This is a genomic window from Bhargavaea sp. GQ12, from assembly GCF_059758705.1.
In genome coordinates this window covers 75266-95554 of the sequence record NZ_JCAXEU010000009.1, presented here as the reverse complement: position 1 = coordinate 95554, position 20289 = coordinate 75266, and the positions used below count along the sequence as shown (strand labels likewise).

The window sequence follows — 20289 nt, the reverse complement described above, 5'->3', positions numbered from 1 at the left end:
CCGGCGGGTTTTTTTATTTCTGCCTGAGCAGATAGGAATCTTCCAATGCCCATGACAGCACGAGATACACCCAAAGGGAGACTGAGATCGTCAGGAGAAAAATCAGCCTGACGACAAAAGAAGAAATCCCGAAGAATTCCGCTATTCCCCCGCATACCCCAACAATTGCGCGGTCATTCGATGACTTTCTGAGCTTTTTCAACCGAATCCCCCCTCTTAATACTATTGGCGATGTGAGCCCTGATCACCTTTTTTTGATATCAGGCGGTACCGGCAGGAATAAACGCCAATGACGTCCAATAAGTATCAATCAACTGCCTGCACGGAAAGGAAGGAATCCGATGAATCAGTCTGCCACACGTCCACAAATTACGACGGAGCGCCTGTTGCTCCGCCGCTTTACCGCAGCCGATGCGCCGGAGGTCAGCCGCCTGTGCGACAACTACAACATGTACAAAAGCACGCTGAACCTGCCGTACCCCTACCCGCTGGAAAGCGCGCTGGAGTGGATCGCCACGCATGAAGAAAGCTTTGCCAGCGGACAGCTGTATGAGTTTGCAATTACGGACAGAGAGACCGGCCAGATTTACGGCGCAGTCGGGCTTTCCCACCTACAGGCGCATAAGCACGGAGAAATCGGCTACTGGATCGGGGAAGAGTACTGGGGGCAGGGCTACGCCACAGAAGCCGTCAAAGCCGTGCTGGACTTTGCCTTCCGTGAAAAAGACATTCACCGGGTCTATGCCAGGTTCTTCGCGTCCAATCCCGCTTCGGGAAAGGTCATGGAAAAATGCGGGATGATCTATGAAGGCACGCAGAAAGAGCATTTCTATAAAGAAGGCCGGTACGAGGACCTTCTGCTATACGGCATCCTCCACCCAAACCACCAATAGTTATGCACAAAACCCGCCACTATCGGCGGGTTTCTGCCTGCTCCACTTTATCCACTTGTTGATAACTCTTCAATTTTGTTCCTGTCCACAGACTTATTCAGAATTCCCCTTATCCTGTGGATGAACGGACCCTTCTTCCACGTCCGCACATTCAAAGCATTCGAGCCGCCCTGCTTCCGATACACCGTTCAGAAAACCGTCCAGGCAAAAGACGTCCTTGCCGCATGACTCGCATGTGCCCACCAGTTCCCGCATGAAGGTCCCTCCTTTTTCAATGCGTATTCGGCAAAAAAGACGACGGGTCCTTTTTGGGGTACCTGTCGCCTTCCGTGCTATCTTATTCGCCCTTCTCCGCCTTCTCAAGCCGGTTCATCAGGAACTTGACGAACTGGTCGTCATTCAGCAGCCAGACGTTCCTCTCGCGCTTCAGGGCCTTCTCAGCATCGAAGAAAGATGCATACGTCTCTTCCTGAATGCGGCCGTTGCGTTCGACTCCCCAGCGGCCGTCTTCTTTCGGATGGACGAAGTAAAGGTCGCCTTCCGGTGCGCGGTAGATCGTGCCGAACGGCGATTCTTTCAGGTTGTAGCGGGTATGGCGCGCATCTTCGCGGAGCGGCTCTTTCTGGAATGCCGCTTCCACGTAAGAAGCAAACGCTTCTTTCGACATCGAGGCACCGCTCGCCTTGGCATGCCCGCCGCCTCCGAACGTGCCGGCCACTTCCGACACATCGACATCGTCATGCACGGTCCGGAACGATACTTTGCGGCCGCCCATATTCAGGATCACGATGTAGTCGAGATGCGGATTTTCCTTGCCGAGCTCGTTGCCCAGCTCAGAATGATACGACTCGGCATGCACGACACCTGCAAATAGGCCGTCATGCTCGAGCTGCACCATTTCACGGCGTTTTTTACGGATATAACGCGACATCTTGTCGTCTTCCATGTCGAGCAGCTGCTTCTCAAACGGGTCGAACTGGAACGGGGCGTCAGCCTGCAGACGCTCGAGCATCTTCGACTCGAACTCGTCAAACGACACCATGAAGAACAGCGCATTCAGGCGGCGGGCCTTGTCGTTGCCGTTTTTCTCCCATTCCCAAGTATCGTACTGCCGGACAAGCTCCACGAACTCGTCCGCGGAGCGTGTAGGCTCAAGGAAGCCCTTGTCGATCAGCCAGGCATAAAGAAGCGACGTAGCCGACGTCAGCTTGCCGTCTTCCTGCTCGACTGTGACATTGCCCCATTCATACTCGTTCAGATGGAGCGCCGTTTTGTGATGATCAATTAGCGTCACTTTGCCGCCTTTTTTGATGAATTCCTCGATCCGGGTTTCGTTTTCCTCATCCACCGACAAGTCGGTGATGATCAGTTCCGTGCCGGTATTTCCTTCACCCAGGAACCGCTCCACTTCACGGTCCAGCATCTGGACGGAATTGTATCGCACGTTCACATCGTCCCCGAACGCCAGCTTCGCCACGATGCCGCAGCCGATGCCGTCCAGGTCGTTGTGGGACAATAATTTATACACCGAATCACCTCAAATAATTGCTTTGAACACTTAACCAAGTATACCCGTTTTCCGGGCGATTTTCTTCCAAAAGTAAAAAGGAGGAAGCCGAAATTCGTCATTCCTCCAGCTAGGTCCGCTGTATATGCACTTCTTCGCAATTAATATTGGAGTGCCCTCTCCATTGCCATACATAGAAAACTTACTTCATCAGGCTTCTCCGATCGGCTTCGTAAAACAAATGATCCGATTGGCCTCGGTAAAGCCGAGGGCGAGATGGACTTGCAGGCTGATTTCATTATCCAGCTCACAGTCGCTCGCGAACTCGCTGCACCCCTGATCTTGCGCCCACCGTTCCGCCCGCACTACGAGCTCACGGGCGAAACCTTCCTGCCTGTGGGCCTCTTTAACAAACAGCCCTTCCAGATAGCCGATCGGGCTGGTCGATGTGCCCTCGACATAATCATGCCGGAGCTGGACTTGCGAGAATCCGACCGGTTCCTCTTCGTAAAACGCAAGAAAAACAGCCGCTTCCGGGTCCGCGATCAGTTCAGAAAACTCCCCTTCCAGCTCCTTTGCAGTATGGTCTGGCCAAAGAAGCAAGGCCAACTCCCCGGTCACCTGGGCATCATTCGGTGTCGCTTGCCGAATGTTCATGTGATTCCCCCTTTTCATCCAAACGCTCCAGTACCGCAGCGATGCCGTGCATCAGAATACCAATTGAGACGATGATCACGAGCGCACTCAAGGCGACCATTAGATTCATCAGCCCGCCCTCAGGTCTTGCACCTGCATCAGCTGTTCCAATCCCGAGATGCCGACAACGACCATCGCGCTGCCAAACAGCTTCAGCCAAAACGTGATCCCCATACCCTTCCCCCATTAGTAGAATTCGTATAGCCCTTCTGCATAATACTGGTACGTTTCTGGTGAAATGCTTTTTCCGTAAACTTCGAAGAAGAGATCTCGGTCTCCCGGCCAACTAAAGATACCCGGCTTCGGCCGGATGGCCAGCGCGATGTCATAATCCGGGTCCCCCGATGTGCCTCCGCTCCAGTCAATGATGCCGGTGAGCCGGCCGTCTTTCACCATGATGTTGTCGACCGTGCAATCGCCATGAATCAGGTACTCTTCCGTAATTACAGACGGCTCCCTCTTTAGCCGCTCCATCAGTTCAGGCGAGCCGTCCGTTTCATAGCGATTCAGGTTGTCCTCCGCTTCTTCCAGCATGCGCTCAATCCATGGCCGGTCCTGCTTAAGAGCATCTGGCACAGGCGTCTGATGAATCTCCCTGAGAGCCTTTGCAAATGCCTTGATGACCTGACGCCGCTCCATGGGGTCGGTTGTCCGCTTTAACGCATTCCGTACCGTCTCTCCCTCAATGAACGACATCAAAGCCCAACTGCAGGACGGCTCTTCCAGGAAAGCGATCAGCTGAGGAACCGGCAAACCGGTTCCCGCCAGCTGTTTTAACACTAAGGCTTCACGCCTGAGCCACATGTCATACGGCGGCTGCTTTGAGCGCTTTAGCACAAACTTCCCTCTATCAGTTGTCAACAGGGCCACTTCCGACGTCCCGCCCTCCGGCAAACTGTCCACATTGTGGATGGTACCGGGAAGTTTTTCAGTTATCCCCTTGGGGATATCTTCACAATGGATTGGCACGCTACACACCTGTGGATGGCGTGACCTCGGCCGGCATGTTCAGTTCCACCTTAATTGCTCCGGAACCGTCATTTATCACTAGCCAGTTCGAGGACAGCATATCGTTTAACTGCTCCAGTTCATGGGGCTGCAGGCGGAGACCATTAATCCCCGTTTCTGTTACCGCATAGTCCGACTCCTCTTCTTTACCAAAGCGCATCCGCAGCAGGTTCTTTAACCCGTTAAACGTCACGAACTTCACCTCATAGCCGTCAGAGAGAGCAGAGCGGAACGCCGCCAGATCCTTTCGTGCAGCCTTCACCAGCACACTGTAATCAAACCGCGGTTCGATCTCTTTAAGCCGATCAGCATCTTCCTGCTCGACAAGAGTAATGATTTCTTCGATGGACATCCCTTTGCAGCGGAGCGATTCGACCATATAGGCCTCCATCAGGGTCAGTTTTGATTTGGTCAATGGATGTTCCTCCTACTTACAAGATACTTTTATTCGCCTTTGGAACCAGGTGAGCCGGCATTGGTGTATCGAGCTCCCAAACAAAGCTCACCGGTCGACTTCCTTCATGACTCACATAGTTTGCCGTTCCTAAGAATGTAAACGGTGAAGTGAACCCGTCTTCCGTCTTGTATTCTCGTACAAATAATGCAATTTGTTGATTTAGCGACTTATGGTGAATATAGCGTTGTGCAGTTGAGCTCGTTTCAGAAGTACGGCTTTGGGATTGCCAATGAAATAACCGATTGCTAATTGCGTAGTCTTCATACATTGTAGACTCCGAGAACTCCTTGTCAGATTTGTTAAGTGTAATAAAGAACACATCCGTCTTTATCGGCTCAAAGTGTTTGACTCCCTCACGGAACGCGGGTGCCTGTTGGTCATTATAATAGTCAAACGCGGCCATAATCTGGTCGGTCGTATAGCGGCCGTGCACACGGAGTGGAGAAGGATGAGCAAACGACGATGGGAGATCGATGTGATGAATATTTTCATAACAAACTTCTAAAACAGCTAAAATCTCATTTTTATTTTCTTCGTATGCAAGTAGGTCGCGCAGCGCAGCGTCCATTGATTCAAAATCGATCTCGGTAGGCGGTTTGCGATAAAAGGAATAATAGAACATGCCAAGCATCAACTGATCCTGCTTTGACTGAGGTTCCGCTCCATTTACATAACGAGTGATAAATTGAATGAAGTCCTGTGAATCAACATGAAACAGCTTATGAATCTGCTTTTTGATAGTTTGTAAATACGGATTATCGAATTCCGTTCGTAAACCTGCTTCTGCTTTTAATTCCTCGAATGTTCGATTGCGCTGAGTTCCATAAAACTCCTGTAGAGAGAGGTGCTCGTACTTCAAAAATCTTTGAAGTGTTAACAGTTGGTCAGTGTCTTGCTCAAAGTAACGAAGCTTTTCAACGAGTTGTTTCTTCGAAGTTTTGCTGGCCTTCACATTTCGCAAGACATATTCCTTAGCTTGTTTCTCCATCTGAATCACAGAGCCCTTTGGCAAATACGAGAATCCATTTTCCACGTAATGACGAATGGAATGCTTAGTCGGTCCAACCAGCGCCCTGAACTTTTCTTCGAACGGATAATCTTTATGCGCTTGTCCGATAAAGTCTAAAACAGTCAGACATTCCTTGTCCTCATGTAACCGCAACCCGCGGCCGAGTTGTTGAAGAAAGATCGTCGAACTTTCTGTCGGACGTAAAAACAATATTGTATTAACTGCAGGGATATCCACTCCTTCGTTGTAAAGATCGACAACAAAGATCAATCGAATATCACCTGATTCTAACTTTCGTTTTGCGGTTTCTCGTTCTTCATCTGGAGATTTGCCGTGAAGTGCAATGGACGGAATTCCCTTTTTGTTAAAGTACTTAGCCATATAAATCGCATGTTCAACAGAAACACAAAAACCAAGTCCTTTTACGCTATCAATCGAGGTCACATAGCGATGAATCGCTTGGATGATCAAATCGCTTCTACGGTCATTGGACGTATACAAATTGGTGAGCTGATCTGTATCGTAACCTCTTCTCGACCATTTCATTGACGAAAGGTCAACGATGTCTGTTACGCAAAAGTAGTGAAATGGGGATAACAGCTTTCGGTTGATCGCCTCGGTCAACCGCATTTCTGAAGCAATGTAATCATCGAAGTAAGATAGAATGCTTTGTTGGTCCATCCGCTCAGGGGTTGCGGTTAACCCTAGCAAGATTTGGGGCTCATAATGCTTCAGCAATCTTTGATAGGTGGGTGCAGCGGCATGATGGAACTCGTCCACAATGATCATGTCATAGAAATCAGAAGACGTTCTTGCCGCCATCTGCTTACTGTTCCAACTTTGGATGCTCATAAACAAATGATCCATCGATGATGGAACGTGCTGACCGACAAACAACTCACCGAAGTTCGCGTCTTTTAGAATCGCCCGGAAGGTAGCTAAACTTTGCGTTAAGATTTCCTCCCGGTGAGCAACAAAAAGCAGCTTAGCGGTCGGATTGGATTTTAAAATCCGTTTAAAGTCAAACGCAGAAATAACTGTTTTCCCTACTCCTGTCGCAGCAACAACCAAATTACGGTATCGACCATGCACTTCACGTTCAGCATGTAGTTCATCTAGTATTTCTTGCTGATAATAATAAGGGCGAATATCCAAATGGTATGCAGCCTGTTCTTCAGCCACACGATCTTTTTTGAGACTGGAACGAAGAAGAAGCCACGACCGATCTTTGCTTAACGATTGGAATTCTTCGTCGTTCCAATAGCTTTCAAATGTCGCCTTGAATTTACGAATGATATCGAAAGAATCCTGCTCAGTGACTTTTAAGTTCCATTCAAGCCCTGATGTAAGAGCAGGATTCGATAAATTAGAGGAGCCGATATAAGCCGTACTAAAGCCGGTTTCTCGTTTAAACAGATACGCTTTCGCATGTAATCGGGTCCGCTCTTTATCGAGAGATACCCGGATTTCCGTGTTGGGGAGTTTACTAAGCTCTTCGAGGGCTTTATAATCTGTGGCCTCCATATAGGAAGTCGTGATCACGCGCAGTTTTCCACCTCTTGAAGTAAACTGACGAAGTTCATCAAGTACGATCCGAGTGCCTGACCACTTCACGAACGAGACAAGCCAGTCGATTTCATCAGCAGAAAGGATCTCCTTCCGAAGTTCTTCAAGCATATTTGGTTCAGCTTGAGAACCGGTAAATAAGGAACTTTGGGAAATAGATGTAACCGGCCGAACAGGCTTTTCGTTTTTTAATGAATGAACTGTATTCAACTTTTCGTAAATGGAAGTCAAGATTTCTCCATGTTCATCGAGTTGCAGTTGTAGAAATTCTTCTTCACGTAGCTGTTCACTCAGGGTCTGGATGATTTGGTTACAGACTTTAATTTGCGTGAGAAGTTTGCCATCAGCTTTGTTCTCTCGAACCCGTGTGAGGGCTTTTTTCGTTACAGCACCAATGTAAGCGGATAGGTAGGTCTTTGCCTCTTCCTCATCAAGTTCTTCTGTACCAACGGCATATAGCTCCAGCGAAAGTGCGTCTAAGTCTGTACGGATCTTCTCGTTAATTAATTGCTCATATATTCCTTGCTTCATATTGTTTCGCTCCTTTTCATTGGAGAGAATGTAAGGATTGGAGTTTTTGAATAGCCGGTATATCTGCCGGTGCCCAATCAAGAGTATGTAAATCCTTAGGTTCAAGCCATTTTATATCAATATGTTCGGTTAATATCCAATTGTCCTTTACTAACTCACAATGGAACGTTGTCAAATGAACGAATCCAAATTCGTATTCATGAACGGTATGTTCAACTTGTTCCCCAACGTCTATGTCACAGTTCATCTCTTCTTGAATTTCTCGGATCAAAGCCTCTTCCGGCGATTCCCCTCGCTCAATCTTCCCACCTGGAAACTCCCATTTATAAGCAAGAGTCTTTGTGGCTCCTCGTTGAGCACAAAGAATTTTCCCATCTCTCCAAATCACTGCTCCCACCACATGGATGTTCTTTTTCATGCTCCCACCCCAATTTCCACTTTATTTACAGCCTATCATACCTTGCTCTCCCTTACTCTACAGGCTTAAGGAATAAATTCCCTCAATCTCACCCAACCTAATCCTATCCCTTAGAAAGGAGGGATTAGGTTGAACAAAAAGCTATTTGGTTTTATGTCTGTTCTGTTGTCAGCCGGACTTTTATTCGGTTGCGGGAACGGAGTCGATGAAGATGAGCCGGATCCGACAGAAGAGCCTTCTGAGCAGCAGGAGCAAAACGAGGATTAACATTAAACACCGCCCAGGCGGTGTTTTTTGATGAGTTTAAAGGAATTCCTCCCTCCTTATCGAAGGCTAAGATTAGCCCTCACTGAAAGGTGGATGATGATGAATTCAACTGATTCTCCGATTGCCGGCAAGGTCAACAATGTGTTTATCCATGTCAGTGATCTCAAGAAGTCTGCAGCGTGGTACAGCCGCTTGCTCGGCCTGCCGTTTGATGAACGAGATGTGGAGTCGCCTGTTTACAACATCCCCGTTACCTCGAAGGCCGGATTGACGCTGGATGATCACACGTTTGATCCCAGCTTTCGCCTTCAGCCGTCTGATCATGTGCTGTTTAATTTTTATGCCGAGGACATTGACGAGGCTTACCGGTTCATTCAGGAAAATGACATTCCAATCACAAGAGAGATTGATCGGATCGGCGATTTCGCCTATTTTAATTTCCGGGATCCTGACGGCAATGTGCTGATGATCTGCAATAGCTAATATTATAAGCAATGAACAGCGCCCTCCCGCATGATGCAGGGGGCGCTGTTCACTTGTTCACTGATACGTGATGTTTCTGAGTTCCTCTTCGCCGAAGCCGTTTTCCCGCTGGAACTCCGTGCCCTGTTCCTCGCGGGCGGAATGAACCGGGCCGCCCTCATCGATCATGTTGAGGACCGCGTGGTCATCACCGTGCTGGAAGTCGGTCAGGTTCGGCTTGCCGTTCGGATGCCTTACCATGTATATCCCTCCTTACCTGTACTGTGCCAGAGAGACTTGGAGACAGACAACCTTTCTTGTTATCATTATACGAAAATTCCGTCCCTTTAGAAAGAGGATTGCTTTAAAGCTTACAGTTGTTTGTCTTTTGGGCTGAAGGGAAGAATATGTGCTGAAGCTCAGCCATGAAAAAACGGACCGGTGCATCCGGTCCGTGGGGTCATGCGTCCTTATGGGTACGGCAGTAATCGAGGACTTCCTGTTCTTCATCTTCTTCCAACGCAAAGCCCATCGGCGTGCCGGTGGCGGCTTCGATGAAGTCGTAGTTCGCGATCCATTCGCGGCCGTCCTGTGAAGCAAAGAGGACACGGAGTTTCGCCCCGCTTTCAATGTACAGCTCGTCCTCCTCGTCAATGTCGAGATCCAGGAAGAACTCGTAGCGGTCCCCTTCGATGATTCCGGTCGGGTCGTTCAGTAGTTCAACCGTGTGGCCCGTGATTTCCATATGCAACATCCTTCCGTTCCTTGATGGTGGTTATATTATACCCGACAGATGCGGGAGGAACGCGAAGAAATCGAATTTGAGCGTTGTTAATAGTTTGTTCATACTTGCCCCTTAAAGTGGAGTTAACAGAAACAAGGAGGAATACGGATGACGAATGATCAAAACAGCCGGGAACCCGGCGGCGATCAGCATGATTCCATCAATGAACCCAACCACAATCCGACCGAGCCGGATATCCGTGAACAGGAATGGCAGCACGGCGAGGACGGGGTTCCCGAGCATCTGCCGGAGGAACTCAGTGCCGGGGAGACGCGGGAAGAGGCATACCGCTCCGATATGCCCGGAGCTGCGGAGGAAAACGAAGAGCCGGTACGCGCCGAGCGCGACAGGAAAAAACGCGGCGGCGCGGGCTGGCTGCAGGCGATCGGCGGCGGGGTCGCGGGCTCCGTCCTGACGCTTGCCATCGCTGTGCCGCTCCTGAACGGTGACCCTGCTGAGACCAATCAGCCTGCAGAAAGCGGCCTGCAGTCCGAGTCTCAGCAGCAGCCGACGGGTGAAGTGACGAAAGTGGCAACCGACGGATCGCTCGCCGACATGGTCGAGCAGGTATCCGGATCGATCGTCGGTGTCGTGAACTACCAGCAGCAACAGCAGCGCAATCCGTTCGGCGGCGGTTCAGGCAACGGCCAGGATATCCCTGCCGGCACCGGCTCCGGCGTCGTCATCAAGAAAGACGATGAGTCCGCTTATATTGTGACGAATAACCACGTCGTCGAAGGGGCCACGAAGCTAGAGATCTCGCTGGCCGACGGTGAGCGTGCAGAGGCCGAGCTGGTCGGTGCCGATGCGCTGAGCGATCTTGCCGTTGTTCGAGTCGACGCAAACCTGGTGGATGCCGAACCGCTTCCGTTCGGTGACTCGGACGCGCTCAGGGCCGGAGATTCGGTTGTCGCGATCGGCAACCCGCTCGGTCTTGAACTTTCCCGCTCCGTGACGGAAGGGATTGTGAGCGCGACCGACCGCTCGATCAGCGTCGACACATCGGCCGGCGAATGGGAGATGAATGTCATCCAAACTGACGCAGCCATCAACCAGGGCAACTCCGGCGGCGCGCTCGTCAACATGAACGGCGAAGTGATCGGCATCAATAGCCTGAAAATTGGCGGCTCCGGCGTCGAGGGACTTGGATTCGCCATCCCATCGGATGATGTCGTACCGCTCGTCGAAGAAATGCTGGAGTCGGGCCATGTCGAGCGTCCTTATGCCGGCATCTCGATGTATGATGTCGCACAGATTCCGCGCGGTTACCTGGATGGCCTGCCAAACGACATCTCCGAGGGCGTCTACATCGCCGGGGTCGATCCGGAAGGCGCTGCCGGGAAGGCCGGCATCAAGGAAGGCGACGTGATCACCGCCATCGACGGTGAAGCGATCGCAGACGGCCAGGCACTCCGCCGCTATCTCTACTCCGAGTTGGAGGTCGGCGACCAGGCGGTGTTCACCGTCTACCAAGACGGCAAGAAGACCGAGATCCCGGTCACGCTCGGGTCAAATAAAGCCTCTTCCCCTTCATGATGAGGATGTGCCCGCCGGATTGCGTCCGGCGGGTTTTTTTATGGGGAGTGGACGATGATTATCGAGACATTCAGAGGGAGTATCGGGACATTGGCGGGAAGCGTAACACTCGCGGTCCGTTCAGTAACACTCACAGCCCGTTCCGTAACACTCGATTCCGGCCGCCCCCGTTTTGCAGGTGAACCGGAGCATTGTTTATACTTAAAGGAGTGAAATCTGATGCGAAAGGAGGCGGAGACGGTGAGGATTCTTGTCATTGAAGACAGCGAGAGTGTGGCGTCGATGATCGGGATGTTTTTCTCGAAGGAAGGCATCGACGGGACGTTCATCACCGACGGTGACGAGGGCTACCGGGAGGCGATGACCGGCGTGTACGACTGCCTGATCATCGACTGGATGCTACCGGGGATGGACGGCGTAACGATCTGCCGGCAGGTGCGCGAGGCGGGACTGGATGTGCCGGTCATCATGCTGACGGCAAAGACGGCCGAGGAAGACCAGGTGACGGGGCTTGAAACCGGTGCTGATGATTATGTGACGAAGCCGTTCAGCCCGGCGGCGCTTATGGCCCGGATCCGCGCCGTGACCCGCAGGTATGGGAAACTGCCGCAGCAGGAGGAGGACGGCCTGATCCGCACCCGGTATTTCCTGATCAACGAGAAAACACGGGAAGTGCGTCTTGACGGTGAGCCGCTTCCCGGCCTCACACCGAAGGAATTCGATCTGCTTGCCCACTTTGCCCGTCACCCTAAACAGGTCTTCTCACGCGAGCAGCTCATTGAAAGCGTGTGGGGATACGGTTTTTACGGCGATGACCGGACGGTAGACGTACATGTGAAGCGCCTCCGCTCCAAAACGGAATCGGGCGGACGGCAGTTTTTCCATACCGTCTGGGGCGTCGGCTACCGGTTTGAGGAGTCGGACGGATGAAGTTCCGTTATCTCTACCAGCTGATCGCCAGCCATATCGGCGTCCTCCTGATCGCCTTCCTTATCCTGACACTGCTGTTCGCCCACTTCGCCGAGCAGCTGATCTATGAAGACAAGACCGATGAGCTCGTGTCCTACGGGCGTAACCTGATGGGCGACCTGTCGGAAGAACCGGGGCAGACCCGACGGATACTCGGTGAATATGGGCGAGTGCTCGAAGGCCGGGACATTCAGTTTAGTTTGTTCGACTCGGACTCAGCGGTGATCTACTCTTCAGGAAGGCCTGCGTCCCTCATCAAGCTGCGCCAGGAAGAATGGGACAAGATCCGGGGCGGCCAGGCCATCATCGTTAATCAGGAGTTTGAGCGGTCTGATGTCGGCGTCACCTTCACTCTCCTGCCCTATATCCGGGGCGGCCAGTTTACCGGAGGCGTGCTGCTTACTTCCCCGATCTCCGGTTCATGGGAGATCATCTCCGAGTTGAACCGCTACCTGCTCTGGGCCATGCTGGCGGCGCTTGCCGCTTCCTTTCTGCTCGGATGGGGACTGTCCGCCTTCCACGTCAAGCGTCTCAAACGGCTCCGGGATGCAGCTTCACGCGTCGCTTCCGGCGATTACTCGGTGCGCGTCCCAGCTTCCAAAGTGGATGAAATCGGCGAGCTTTCCGAGGACTTTAACGGGATGGCGGAACAGCTGGAGGAATCGATGGATGAAATCGACCGGCTTGAGAACCGTCGCCGGCAGTTTATTGCCGACGTTTCCCATGAGATGCGTACGCCGCTCACGACAATCCGGGGGACGCTCGACGGACTCCGGGACGGCATGATTCAGGAAAAAGAGCGGGAGCGAGCGCTCGCCCTGGCAGGCAAGGAAACCCGCCGGCTGATTCGGCTCGTCAACGAAAACCTGGACTATGAGAAGATCCGTTCCGGCCAGATCTCGCTCGAGAAAACGGAGATTCCGCTTGATGACTTCCTCTCCATGATCGCCGAGCAGCTGGAGCCGCTCGCGGATGAAAAGGGCACGGCCATCCGGCTGGAAGCAGACAGCAGCGCCCTCGTCTTCGCCGATTATGATCGTCTGACCCAAATTCTGATCAACATCACGAAAAACAGTATCCAATTCACCCGGGACGGCACAATCACGCTCCGTGGGTACATGGACGGGGAAACTGCAGTCATTGTGATTGCCGATACTGGCGAGGGCATCGAACCGGAAGACGTCGAGCGCATCTGGGAACGGTTTTACCGCGCCGGCGTCTCCAGGACATCCAACCCGTTCGGGGAATTCGGCCTCGGACTGTCGATCGTCCGGCAGCTTGTGAAACTGCACGGCGGCACAATCCGGGTTGAAAGCGAAAAAGACGCAGGCACACTGTTCATACTGCGCTTTCCGCCAAAAGAGTAAAAGGGCCTCCCGCACCGGGAAGGCCCTTTCGCTATTTTCTCTCTTCTTTCTCCCACCGGTTCAGCGACGGATACGGATCAAACGCCCATTCGGAGCGGCCGTCGAATTTGTACATCCCATAATGGAGATGGGGCGGGAACTTTCCGGAAGTCCCTTCCTTGCCGTATCCGGAACTGCCGACATAGCCGACAACGGTTCCCGGTTCCACGACTTGCCCTTCTTCGATTCCTTTTTCAAAGCCCGAGAGATGAGCGTAATAATGATATACGTTGTGAGCATCGCGAATCCCGACCCGCCAGCCGCCGAACTCGTTCCAGCCTTTCATCTCGATCACACCGTATGTGACGGACCGTACCGGAACACCATAAGAGGCGAACAGGTCGGTCCCTTCATGCATCCGGCGGCCGCCCCAGCCGCGCCTGGCTCCCCATGTGCTCCTGTAGGTGTAATGGTGGGTCTTAGGCAAAGGAAACACATGGGCGTCGAGTTCGATGGTGCCGTAGCTGCGGAACAGTTCGTCGATCGTCATAATTTGCCGCACGGCCTCTTCGCTGCCGAAGAATTCGTATAGCGCGAGACGCCGGTCCTGCGTGTCTCCCCCATTTTTTCCGATCGTATTTGCAAGTGTATAAAGAATGTCCTCGGGGTCTTCAGGGTCGGCCTTTCCGTCACCATTGCCGTCCAGGCCGCCGCCTTCGAAAAATTCGATGGCCGCGGGATCGCTTTCTCCGTGTTCCGGATTCGGGGCGCCTGACCAAAATTCCTCTTCAAATCGGAATGCAATGGGGCCTTCGACTTCCTCCAGATCATTCCGGACACGCTGGATATTCCGCTCATACCTGTCGATTGCCGCCAGCGTATGCCACGGGACAGCAGGCGTCTCGTACGTCATATAAAGACTCATCCGCTCTTCAGCAATGGACTGCTCACTTTCCTCTCCTGAATCTTCCGCCCGGACGATCGTTACAAAAAGGACGGAAAGCAGCAGCAAATAGGCCGGCAGCCAAATGGCGTGGCGCACGGGTCATAACCTCCCTTCACCTTCTTAGGCTTGCCGGCCGCTCCGTTCTCATGAGTGGCAATTTGCGGTTATATTAAGGTTGATTCAAGCTAACATTAAGCTCACCTCACTCAGCATACTTATTCTTTAACTGATCAGAGCCGATTCCGCCGATGAGCATCAGCGCGAGCGGCAGGAAGTTGGACAAGACTTTCGGCCAGCCGTCCGGGATGATGATTCCCGTACCGGCAAAGTAATTGAGTCCGACCATCACCAGCTTGGCAATCAGCAGAAACACACCAAGCATAAACAGACTGTCAAAAAACACTTTCCATTTCGGATGCGCCAGCTGCCTGCTGTCCTGAATCACTTTCTGTTTCAATTCATCATCACTCCTCAACAGTTCATCAATGGTGATCCCGAACAAATCGCTCAGGTCGATGATCACCTCGATACTCGGATAGTTTTTTCCGGTCTCCCATTTGGAAACCGACTGTCGGCTGACATGAATCTTTTCGGCAAGCTCTGCCTGTGACCAGCCTTTCTTTTCACGTTCCTTTTTCAGGCGTTCACTAAAGTTCATGTCAGCCATCTCCTTTCCTTGTACTCAGTATCGGTGAACTGCTAAGAAGCGGTAAAGAACGTTCTATGCGCACCCGGGTGCAACTTCCGGTTGCCTGCCTGTAGGACGGCTAATCTAAGCCTTATATCGAACATGCACTCCGGCTACGGAGCAGCATCAATCGTTATTTATGCTGCAGCCGCGCGGTCAATGACCCCTTTCAGCGTCTCCTCAATCTCCCCGGCGAACGGAATGATATCTTCCCTTCCGGTGAGGCCGAGCAACTCGGTCGGCTTCGGCATGCCGATCCGGGTTGTACTGTCTTCCTCGTAGACAGCAATTTTGCATGGGAGAAGGTAGCCGATTCTCATATCTTGCTTCAGCACTTCAGCCGCCGCGCCCGGATTGCACACTTCCAGAATCGTGATTGGCTTGTCGAAATCTTGCCCTTTTTGCTGAAGCGTTTCCGTCATGTCGAGCTCCCATAGGACGCCGAACTTTACACCGGCGAGCTCTTCTTTGAGGGATTCTATCGCTTCTTCCCTGGATTTCGCTGTTTCCTTAGTATAGTCGAACATGTTGATTCCTCCCTTTCTGATTTGTCGATTTCCCGGGAAATAACGATATTTCCCGGGAAATGAGTCGGGAAATGTTCAGTTCAGCTCCGTTCCACTGGCATCGAGCAGCAACGGAACGAACCTCCTGATTTAATGATCTCTGTGAAATCAATTTCGATGACCTCGTACCCGTGCCCGCGCATTGCACGGTTCACTTCGGGATTGACGGGAAGGCTGAACAGCTTGCGTCCGCCGATCGAAAGCACATTTGTGCCCATCGTGAACTGCTCGTCCGCGTTCACTTCAATGAGGTCATATTTCTCCGAAAGCTTCTCCACTGCCTCATCATTCAGGGCTTCCGGGTAGATGAGGGCCGTTTCCGGCGACAGGATATTGAAGACGCAGTCCAGATGCAGATACTTCCCGTCAAACTCGACCGGAACGATTTCGTGTTCCGGGAGCTCCTTCGACAGCATCCGAATCGCATCACGGGATGTGCGTTCGCTGACTCCGACGTACACAGTGTCGCGGTCAACGATTACGTCGCCTCCTTCAATTCTTCCGCCGTCCAGCTTCCGATAGCGGATCTCTTTCTCACGGAGAAGCTTCTCAAGCGCTTCCTCCTCGCCCTGTCTGATATCGCTTGCCATCCGGGAAATGAACAGCTCGTCACCGACAGCGAACCCGATGTCGCGGGTAAATACCTGCTCCGGGAATTCCTCAGACGGCTCCAGTTCAATGACTTCCGCACCGTGAGCGCGGAGCGTGTCACGGAACTCACGGTATTGTGCCATCGCCCGTCCACGGTCGATGTTTTCGTCTTCATACTGTTTTTGCACTTCGTTGATCGCTTCTTCGATGGCCATATAGCGCGGCGGGCAAAGAATCACCCGCCGGAGTGTGCCGTACTCTGTGCTGATTTCAATCTGTGATGTCTCGTCCTTCGGCAGTGTCAACTTTTCTTCTCCTCCACTTCAAAGCCGTAATCGGTTTACTTTTCCCCATTCCGGTCTGATAAAAACAGGCTGTTTCGTTCCCTGACACCCGGGAATAATAAGAGCAAGAACAGAAAGGGAGCGATTCTGATGAAGAGCTACGCGGACAATGAGAAAAATCAGCAGAACGGCAAATGGGCCGACAAAGCAAATGACGCTGCCAAAAAAGCTGAGGAAAAACTTGATGACATCAAAAAAGAGGCTCGTGAAGCAGCGGATACTCATAACCAGGATCACAAATCCGAATAACCCTTCAGCATGTACAGCATTGCAAAAAAACGCCGTCCCGGAACATCCGGAACGGCGTTTGTCATTTAGACTGTAATCCCTGCCTCTTCCCCGAGTTTCAGTCGGTCACCGCTCTGAGCGTCAAAGAAGTGGGCAAGTTCCATATCGTAGGCAAGCCGGACGGTTTCTCCTGTGCGGAGTTCCAGCCCTGAGTCGATGCGGGCAATCAGCTCCTGGCTGCCGAGCTTCGAATAGAGAAGTGTTTCCGCTCCGGTCAGTTCTGAGACGATGACTTCCGAGTCCACGGCGGCCAATGACTGCCCTCCGGCGGCAGGCGGCTCCAGCGTGACGTGCTCCGGCCGGATACCCATCGTAACCGGGCCTTCTCCGTAGCCGGCCGCTTTCATAATACGGGCTTTTGTCTCCGGGAGCGGGAGGCGGATCCCGTCGGCTGTGACGAATCCCCCATCCCTCACTTCACCGGTGAAGAAATTCATCGCGGGCGATCCGATGAATCCGCCGACGAATGTGTTTTCCGGGTAGTCGTAGACGTCCTTCGGCGCGCCGACCTGCTGGATGACGCCGTCTTTCATGATGACGATGCGGGTCGCCATCGTCATCGCCTCGGTCTGGTCATGGGTGACGTAGACAGTCGTCGTCTTGAGCCGGTTATGGAGCTTGGAAATCTCCGCGCGCATCTGGAAGCGGAGCTTCGCATCCAGGTTCGAGAGCGGCTCGTCCATCAGGAACAGCTTGGCGTCCCGCACGGTTGCGCGGCCGAGGGCAACCCGCTGGCGCTGTCCGCCTGATAGGGCGCGGGGCTTCCGCTTCAGGTAATCCTCGAGACCAAGGATCTTCGCCGCCTCGGTGACCCGCTTTTTAATCTCTTCTTTCTTGAACTTCCGCATCTTCAGCGCGAACGCCATGTTGTCGTAGACGGTCATATGCGGATAAAGCGCGTAGTTCTGGAACACCATTGCGATATCCCGGCTTTTCGGCGGCACGTCGTTCATGAGCCTGTCGTCCATCAAAAACTCGCCATCGGTAATTTCCTCGAGCCCCGCAATCATGCGGAGCATTGTCGACTTGCCGCAGCCGGACGGCCCGACGAGGACGATAAAGTCCCCGTCTTCGATCTCGAGGTTAAAGTCCTTTACCGCCGTGACGTCTTTGTCATACGTTTTCGAGATGTTCTTGAGTTCGATCTTGACCATGTGATTTCTCCTTTTCCCCATTTGCCTGATAGAAGTTGAATGTCTGGTTGAACGGTCTTGGCATGAGAAGCAGGATGGCGATCGGCAGGAAGACAAGCAGCAGGACAAGCGTACTTGCCTGGAAACTGAACTCCCGGACCGGTTCCGCCGTTTCCGTGTCCCTGACCGTGCGTTTTACTTCGAATTTCAGCATGTTCATTTCCCCTTTCGTCCACGTGCTTCCCACTTTATGCGGCGCTAGGCAGGTTCATCAACCGCACGGCCTCACTTTCCGCCGGACTGCAGGTTGATGCCCTGGATAAAGTACTTCTGGAAAAAGAAGAACAGAATGATCACCGGCAGGAGAACGAGAAGCGAGCCGGCCATCAGGTAGTTCCACTGCGTGCTCATCTGCCCTTTGAATACCTGGAGCCCGAGCTGGAGCGTATAGAGATTTTCATCGTTCAGGTAAAGGAGCGGACCGAGGAAGTCGTTCCATGCGCCGTTAAACGAGAAGATTGCAACTGTCGCGAGCGCCGGCTTCGTGAGCGGAAGGCCGATTTTCCACCAGATCCAGAAATGGCTCGCCCCTTCCATTTTGGCCGCTTCGATCAGCTCATCCGGAATTGTCATGTAAAACTGCCGGAGCAGGAAAATGTTAAATGCGCTTCCGAAGAACGCGGGTATCACTAATGGATAATACGTATTCAGCCATTGAAGCTTCGCGAACAGCACATACTGTGGGATGAGCGTGACAAATCCGGGAATCATCATTGTAGAAAGAACGATCGCGAACAGCACGTTGCGCCCCTTGAACGGGACTTTCGCGAATCCGTAAGCAATGAAGGAGTTCACGAACATATTCCCGATGACGACGAGGATCGTGATGGTCAGCGTATTGATCGTGTACAAGTCGAACGGGGCAGCTTCCCACGTTTTCATGTAGTTGCTCCAGTTCCAGCTTTCCGGCCAGAACGTCGGCGGGTAGGTCATCACTTCCTGCATCGTCTTGACTGAAGTGACGAGCATCCACCAGAGCGGCGACAGCATGAGGATGCTGCCTGCGGCAAGAAGGACCCAGTTGATGATATTCAGCGCCTGCCTGCGGCCTTGGATCGTTTCAAAATGCGAGACTTTCGGTCGGCCGGATGCCTGTTTCACCATCACTTCCCGCCCCCTTCATAATGCACCCATCTCGGCGCAAGCTTAAGGTTGACGATTGTCAGGGCGAAGACAATGACGAACAGAATCCAGGACATCGCCATGGCGTATCCCATATCGAACGCTTCAAATGCTTTTTTCCACATATAAAGATTGTAGAAAAGCATCGAGCTGGCCGGGCCGCCTTCTCCGTTAGACATGACATAGGCTTCCTGGAAAATTTGGAAGCCGCCGATGAGGCTTGTCACGATATCGAAGAAGATGACCGGCGTAATCATTGGAATCGTGATGCGGGTAAACTGCTGCCAGGCATTGGCGCCGTCGATCTCAGCGGCTTCGTACAGACTTTTCGCGACACGCGAAGTAAACCTTCTTCACTAGCTCACAAGATTAGATGGATAATTCAAATAGTTGCAAATTCTATCTGTCGAAAAAAGGCAGGACTTGTCGATTAATGACAGCCTGCCTTTTCCTGCTTAATTCTAGTATAAATGTCATAGTCCAACCAGATGCCGCCTTCCTTGGCAAAGCGTTCCCGGGTCCCTTCAAACAGGAATCCCGCTTTTTCCGCCAGCCTCTTGGACGGAAGGTTGTCTGGCCGGATGTGGAGTTCGATCCGATGGAATCCGAGGTTGTCCATGAAAAATTCGGCGGCGGCCGATACAGCTTCCTTTCCGTATCCTCGGCGCGAATACTGGTTGTTGATGTGATAGCCCATCATGCCCCAATCATAGTCGAACCTGAGAATCGTGATGAGTTCAACCTTGCCGACATTCGCTCCGTCGGACTTCCGGAAAATCCCGAGGATGACCATGTCGTCCGCATCGGCGGCTTCCCGGAATCCCAGGATCCATTCCCTGAACCACTCTTCTGTAGCACCCGACAAATCACGGGGCCGTCCCTCATCATAGGGACCGCTGGACATTCCCCTGCCCTGCAGCCCGGCTAGCCACGCTGCATAGTCCGAGTCCTGATAAGGCCGGAGAATAAGGCGCTCTGTTTCAAATTCAATTTTTTTCATTCTGAAGTCCCTCCGATTACCGTCCATTATAGCGGATGCATAACAGTGGAAGGAAAGCGGATACTATCTGTGTTCGGCCATCATGTAACATGGAGGGAATAT

26 protein-coding genes and 1 pseudogene are annotated in these 20289 nt (G+C 52.4%); 7 read left to right on the top strand and 20 right to left on the bottom strand.

Annotation, left to right across the window (positions count from 1 at the left end; all coding sequences use genetic code 11):
• Positions 1-13: 13 nt before the first annotated feature.
• On the bottom strand, positions 14-202 hold the full coding sequence (locus AC6CHQ_RS10085) for a PspC domain-containing protein (RefSeq protein WP_424237488.1): 189 nt from the start codon (positions 200-202) through the stop codon (positions 14-16).
• A 139-nt stretch (positions 203-341) separates the two neighbouring features.
• On the opposite strand from AC6CHQ_RS10085, the gene AC6CHQ_RS10080 reads away from it, so the two are divergent.
• On the top strand, positions 342-893 hold the full coding sequence (locus AC6CHQ_RS10080) for a GNAT family N-acetyltransferase (RefSeq protein WP_498081480.1): 552 nt from the start codon (positions 342-344) through the stop codon (positions 891-893).
• A 93-nt stretch (positions 894-986) separates the two neighbouring features.
• On the opposite strand, the gene AC6CHQ_RS10075 is transcribed toward AC6CHQ_RS10080, so the two are convergent.
• From AC6CHQ_RS10075 to AC6CHQ_RS10040, 8 genes are all read right to left on the bottom strand, one after another.
• Positions 987-1148 (bottom strand): hypothetical protein, encoded by a 162-nt coding sequence (locus tag AC6CHQ_RS10075; RefSeq protein ID WP_251240105.1) that lies wholly within the window; start codon positions 1146-1148, stop codon positions 987-989.
• 82 nt (positions 1149-1230) lie between these two features.
• The gene (locus AC6CHQ_RS10070; protein WP_498081479.1) at positions 1231-2421 is read right to left on the bottom strand and encodes a DHH family phosphoesterase; all 1191 of its coding nucleotides are present in this window, start codon (positions 2419-2421) and stop codon (positions 1231-1233) included.
• A 189-nt stretch (positions 2422-2610) separates the two neighbouring features.
• Positions 2611-3057: an aminoglycoside 6'-N-acetyltransferase gene (aac(6'), locus tag AC6CHQ_RS10065; protein WP_424237484.1), complete on the bottom strand. Its 447-nt coding sequence runs from the start codon at positions 3055-3057 to the stop codon at positions 2611-2613.
• On the bottom strand, positions 3029-3166 hold the full coding sequence (locus tag AC6CHQ_RS10060; protein WP_424237483.1) for a hypothetical protein: 138 nt from the start codon (positions 3164-3166) through the stop codon (positions 3029-3031). Before AC6CHQ_RS10060 ends, aac(6') begins: the two co-directional genes overlap by 29 nt.
• Before the next feature lie 116 nt (positions 3167-3282).
• Positions 3283-3999, bottom strand: coding sequence for a phosphotransferase family protein (locus tag AC6CHQ_RS10055; protein ID WP_424237708.1), 717 nt, complete (start codon positions 3997-3999; stop codon positions 3283-3285).
• A 67-nt stretch (positions 4000-4066) separates the two neighbouring features.
• Positions 4067-4519: a hypothetical protein gene (locus tag AC6CHQ_RS10050; RefSeq protein ID WP_251240100.1), complete on the bottom strand. Its 453-nt coding sequence runs from the start codon at positions 4517-4519 to the stop codon at positions 4067-4069.
• Between the two features lie 16 nt (positions 4520-4535).
• On the bottom strand, positions 4536-7667 hold the full coding sequence (locus tag AC6CHQ_RS10045; protein ID WP_498081478.1) for a DEAD/DEAH box helicase: 3132 nt from the start codon (positions 7665-7667) through the stop codon (positions 4536-4538).
• A 16-nt stretch (positions 7668-7683) separates the two neighbouring features.
• Complete coding sequence (locus AC6CHQ_RS10040; RefSeq protein ID WP_251240098.1) at positions 7684-8085, bottom strand: (deoxy)nucleoside triphosphate pyrophosphohydrolase; 402 nt, start codon at positions 8083-8085, stop codon at positions 7684-7686.
• 129 nt (positions 8086-8214) lie between these two features.
• Here AC6CHQ_RS10040 and AC6CHQ_RS10035 point away from each other — a divergent pair, with 129 nt between their 5' ends.
• Together AC6CHQ_RS10035 and AC6CHQ_RS10030 are read left to right on the top strand one after the other, a co-directional pair.
• Positions 8215-8352, top strand: coding sequence for a hypothetical protein (locus tag AC6CHQ_RS10035; protein ID WP_177168329.1), 138 nt, complete (start codon positions 8215-8217; stop codon positions 8350-8352).
• Positions 8353-8451: 99 nt separating this feature from the next.
• Complete coding sequence (locus AC6CHQ_RS10030; RefSeq protein WP_498081477.1) at positions 8452-8835, top strand: VOC family protein; 384 nt, start codon at positions 8452-8454, stop codon at positions 8833-8835.
• Positions 8836-8892: 57 nt separating this feature from the next.
• Here AC6CHQ_RS10030 and AC6CHQ_RS10025 read toward each other — a convergent pair whose 3' ends face one another.
• Both AC6CHQ_RS10025 and AC6CHQ_RS10020 read right to left on the bottom strand, forming a co-directional pair.
• Positions 8893-9075, bottom strand: coding sequence for a hypothetical protein (locus tag AC6CHQ_RS10025; protein WP_498081476.1), 183 nt, complete (start codon positions 9073-9075; stop codon positions 8893-8895).
• Between the two features lie 199 nt (positions 9076-9274).
• Positions 9275-9559: a DUF6509 family protein gene (locus AC6CHQ_RS10020; RefSeq protein ID WP_251240095.1), complete on the bottom strand. Its 285-nt coding sequence runs from the start codon at positions 9557-9559 to the stop codon at positions 9275-9277.
• 147 nt (positions 9560-9706) lie between these two features.
• On the opposite strand from AC6CHQ_RS10020, the gene AC6CHQ_RS10015 reads away from it, so the two are divergent.
• The 3 genes from AC6CHQ_RS10015 (at position 9707) to AC6CHQ_RS10005 (ending at position 13470) form a co-directional block, all read left to right on the top strand.
• A complete protein-coding gene (locus AC6CHQ_RS10015) occupies positions 9707-11134 on the top strand; it encodes a S1C family serine protease (RefSeq protein ID WP_498081475.1) in 1428 nt (475 codons plus the stop codon).
• A gap of 219 nt (positions 11135-11353) precedes the next feature.
• On the top strand, positions 11354-12064 hold the full coding sequence (locus AC6CHQ_RS10010; protein ID WP_498081474.1) for a winged helix-turn-helix domain-containing protein: 711 nt from the start codon (positions 11354-11356) through the stop codon (positions 12062-12064).
• The gene (locus AC6CHQ_RS10005) at positions 12061-13470 is read left to right on the top strand and encodes an ATP-binding protein (RefSeq protein ID WP_498081473.1); all 1410 of its coding nucleotides are present in this window, start codon (positions 12061-12063) and stop codon (positions 13468-13470) included. Before AC6CHQ_RS10010 ends, AC6CHQ_RS10005 begins: the two co-directional genes overlap by 4 nt.
• Positions 13471-13501: 31 nt before the next feature.
• Here AC6CHQ_RS10005 and AC6CHQ_RS10000 read toward each other — a convergent pair whose 3' ends face one another.
• The 4 genes from AC6CHQ_RS10000 to AC6CHQ_RS09985 form a co-directional block, all read right to left on the bottom strand.
• A complete protein-coding gene (locus AC6CHQ_RS10000) occupies positions 13502-14491 on the bottom strand; it encodes a M23 family metallopeptidase (protein WP_251240092.1) in 990 nt (329 codons plus the stop codon).
• A gap of 106 nt (positions 14492-14597) precedes the next feature.
• The gene (locus AC6CHQ_RS09995; protein WP_251240091.1) at positions 14598-15053 is read right to left on the bottom strand and encodes a helix-turn-helix domain-containing protein; all 456 of its coding nucleotides are present in this window, start codon (positions 15051-15053) and stop codon (positions 14598-14600) included.
• 167 nt (positions 15054-15220) lie between these two features.
• A complete protein-coding gene (locus tag AC6CHQ_RS09990) occupies positions 15221-15610 on the bottom strand; it encodes a DUF302 domain-containing protein (protein WP_498081472.1) in 390 nt (129 codons plus the stop codon).
• An 80-nt stretch (positions 15611-15690) separates the two neighbouring features.
• Positions 15691-16545 (bottom strand): dimethylarginine dimethylaminohydrolase family protein, encoded by an 855-nt coding sequence (locus tag AC6CHQ_RS09985; RefSeq protein ID WP_498081471.1) that lies wholly within the window; start codon positions 16543-16545, stop codon positions 15691-15693.
• 129 nt (positions 16546-16674) lie between these two features.
• On the opposite strand from AC6CHQ_RS09985, the gene AC6CHQ_RS09980 reads away from it, so the two are divergent.
• Positions 16675-16833: a hypothetical protein gene (locus tag AC6CHQ_RS09980; RefSeq protein WP_498081470.1), complete on the top strand. Its 159-nt coding sequence runs from the start codon at positions 16675-16677 to the stop codon at positions 16831-16833.
• 65 nt (positions 16834-16898) lie between these two features.
• Here the strand turns inward: AC6CHQ_RS09980 and AC6CHQ_RS09975 are convergent, their stop codons facing one another.
• The 5 genes and pseudogenes from AC6CHQ_RS09975 to AC6CHQ_RS09955 form a co-directional block, all read right to left on the bottom strand.
• On the bottom strand, positions 16899-18026 hold the full coding sequence (locus AC6CHQ_RS09975) for an ABC transporter ATP-binding protein (protein ID WP_498081469.1): 1128 nt from the start codon (positions 18024-18026) through the stop codon (positions 16899-16901).
• Positions 17986-18219 (bottom strand): hypothetical protein, encoded by a 234-nt coding sequence (locus AC6CHQ_RS09970; RefSeq protein WP_092053363.1) that lies wholly within the window; start codon positions 18217-18219, stop codon positions 17986-17988. The genes AC6CHQ_RS09975 and AC6CHQ_RS09970 overlap by 41 nt, the downstream gene beginning before the upstream one ends.
• Before the next feature lie 71 nt (positions 18220-18290).
• A complete protein-coding gene (locus AC6CHQ_RS09965) occupies positions 18291-19169 on the bottom strand; it encodes a carbohydrate ABC transporter permease (RefSeq protein ID WP_498081468.1) in 879 nt (292 codons plus the stop codon).
• A pseudogene (locus AC6CHQ_RS09960) lies at positions 19169-19516 on the bottom strand (carbohydrate ABC transporter permease); the annotation flags it as partial. The pseudogene AC6CHQ_RS09960 and the gene AC6CHQ_RS09965, both read right to left, overlap by 1 nt.
• Before the next feature lie 101 nt (positions 19517-19617).
• Positions 19618-20187: a GNAT family N-acetyltransferase gene (locus AC6CHQ_RS09955; protein WP_498081467.1), complete on the bottom strand. Its 570-nt coding sequence runs from the start codon at positions 20185-20187 to the stop codon at positions 19618-19620.
• Positions 20188-20289 lie beyond the last annotated feature (102 nt).

Excerpts from the sequence above, each read along its gene's own strand:
- AC6CHQ_RS10080 (WP_498081480.1), top strand. The coding sequence starts at position 342 with ATGAATCAGTCTGCCACACGTCCACAAATTACGACGGAGCGCCTGTTG.
- AC6CHQ_RS10075 (WP_251240105.1), bottom strand. The coding sequence starts at position 1,148 with ATGCGGGAACTGGTGGGCACATGCGAGTCATGCGGCAAGGACGTCTTT.
- AC6CHQ_RS10060 (WP_424237483.1), bottom strand. The coding sequence starts at position 3,166 with ATGAATCTAATGGTCGCCTTGAGTGCGCTCGTGATCATCGTCTCAATT.
- AC6CHQ_RS10045 (WP_498081478.1), bottom strand. The coding sequence starts at position 7,667 with ATGAAGCAAGGAATATATGAGCAATTAATTAACGAGAAGATCCGTACA.
- AC6CHQ_RS10040 (WP_251240098.1), bottom strand. The coding sequence starts at position 8,085 with ATGAAAAAGAACATCCATGTGGTGGGAGCAGTGATTTGGAGAGATGGG.
- AC6CHQ_RS10030 (WP_498081477.1), top strand. The coding sequence starts at position 8,452 with ATGAATTCAACTGATTCTCCGATTGCCGGCAAGGTCAACAATGTGTTT.
- AC6CHQ_RS10025 (WP_498081476.1), bottom strand. The coding sequence starts at position 9,075 with ATGGTAAGGCATCCGAACGGCAAGCCGAACCTGACCGACTTCCAGCAC.
- AC6CHQ_RS10020 (WP_251240095.1), bottom strand. The coding sequence starts at position 9,559 with ATGGAAATCACGGGCCACACGGTTGAACTACTGAACGACCCGACCGGA.
- AC6CHQ_RS10015 (WP_498081475.1), top strand. The coding sequence starts at position 9,707 with ATGACGAATGATCAAAACAGCCGGGAACCCGGCGGCGATCAGCATGAT.
- AC6CHQ_RS10010 (WP_498081474.1), top strand. The coding sequence starts at position 11,354 with ATGCGAAAGGAGGCGGAGACGGTGAGGATTCTTGTCATTGAAGACAGC.
- AC6CHQ_RS10005 (WP_498081473.1), top strand. The coding sequence starts at position 12,061 with ATGAAGTTCCGTTATCTCTACCAGCTGATCGCCAGCCATATCGGCGTC.
- AC6CHQ_RS09995 (WP_251240091.1), bottom strand. The coding sequence starts at position 15,053 with ATGAACTTTAGTGAACGCCTGAAAAAGGAACGTGAAAAGAAAGGCTGG.
- AC6CHQ_RS09990 (WP_498081472.1), bottom strand. The coding sequence starts at position 15,610 with ATGTTCGACTATACTAAGGAAACAGCGAAATCCAGGGAAGAAGCGATA.
- AC6CHQ_RS09980 (WP_498081470.1), top strand. The coding sequence starts at position 16,675 with ATGAAGAGCTACGCGGACAATGAGAAAAATCAGCAGAACGGCAAATGG.
- AC6CHQ_RS09975 (WP_498081469.1), bottom strand. The coding sequence starts at position 18,026 with ATGGTCAAGATCGAACTCAAGAACATCTCGAAAACGTATGACAAAGAC.
- AC6CHQ_RS09970 (WP_092053363.1), bottom strand. The coding sequence starts at position 18,219 with ATGCTGAAATTCGAAGTAAAACGCACGGTCAGGGACACGGAAACGGCG.
- AC6CHQ_RS09965 (WP_498081468.1), bottom strand. The coding sequence starts at position 19,169 with ATGGTGAAACAGGCATCCGGCCGACCGAAAGTCTCGCATTTTGAAACG.
- AC6CHQ_RS09955 (WP_498081467.1), bottom strand. The coding sequence starts at position 20,187 with ATGAAAAAAATTGAATTTGAAACAGAGCGCCTTATTCTCCGGCCTTAT.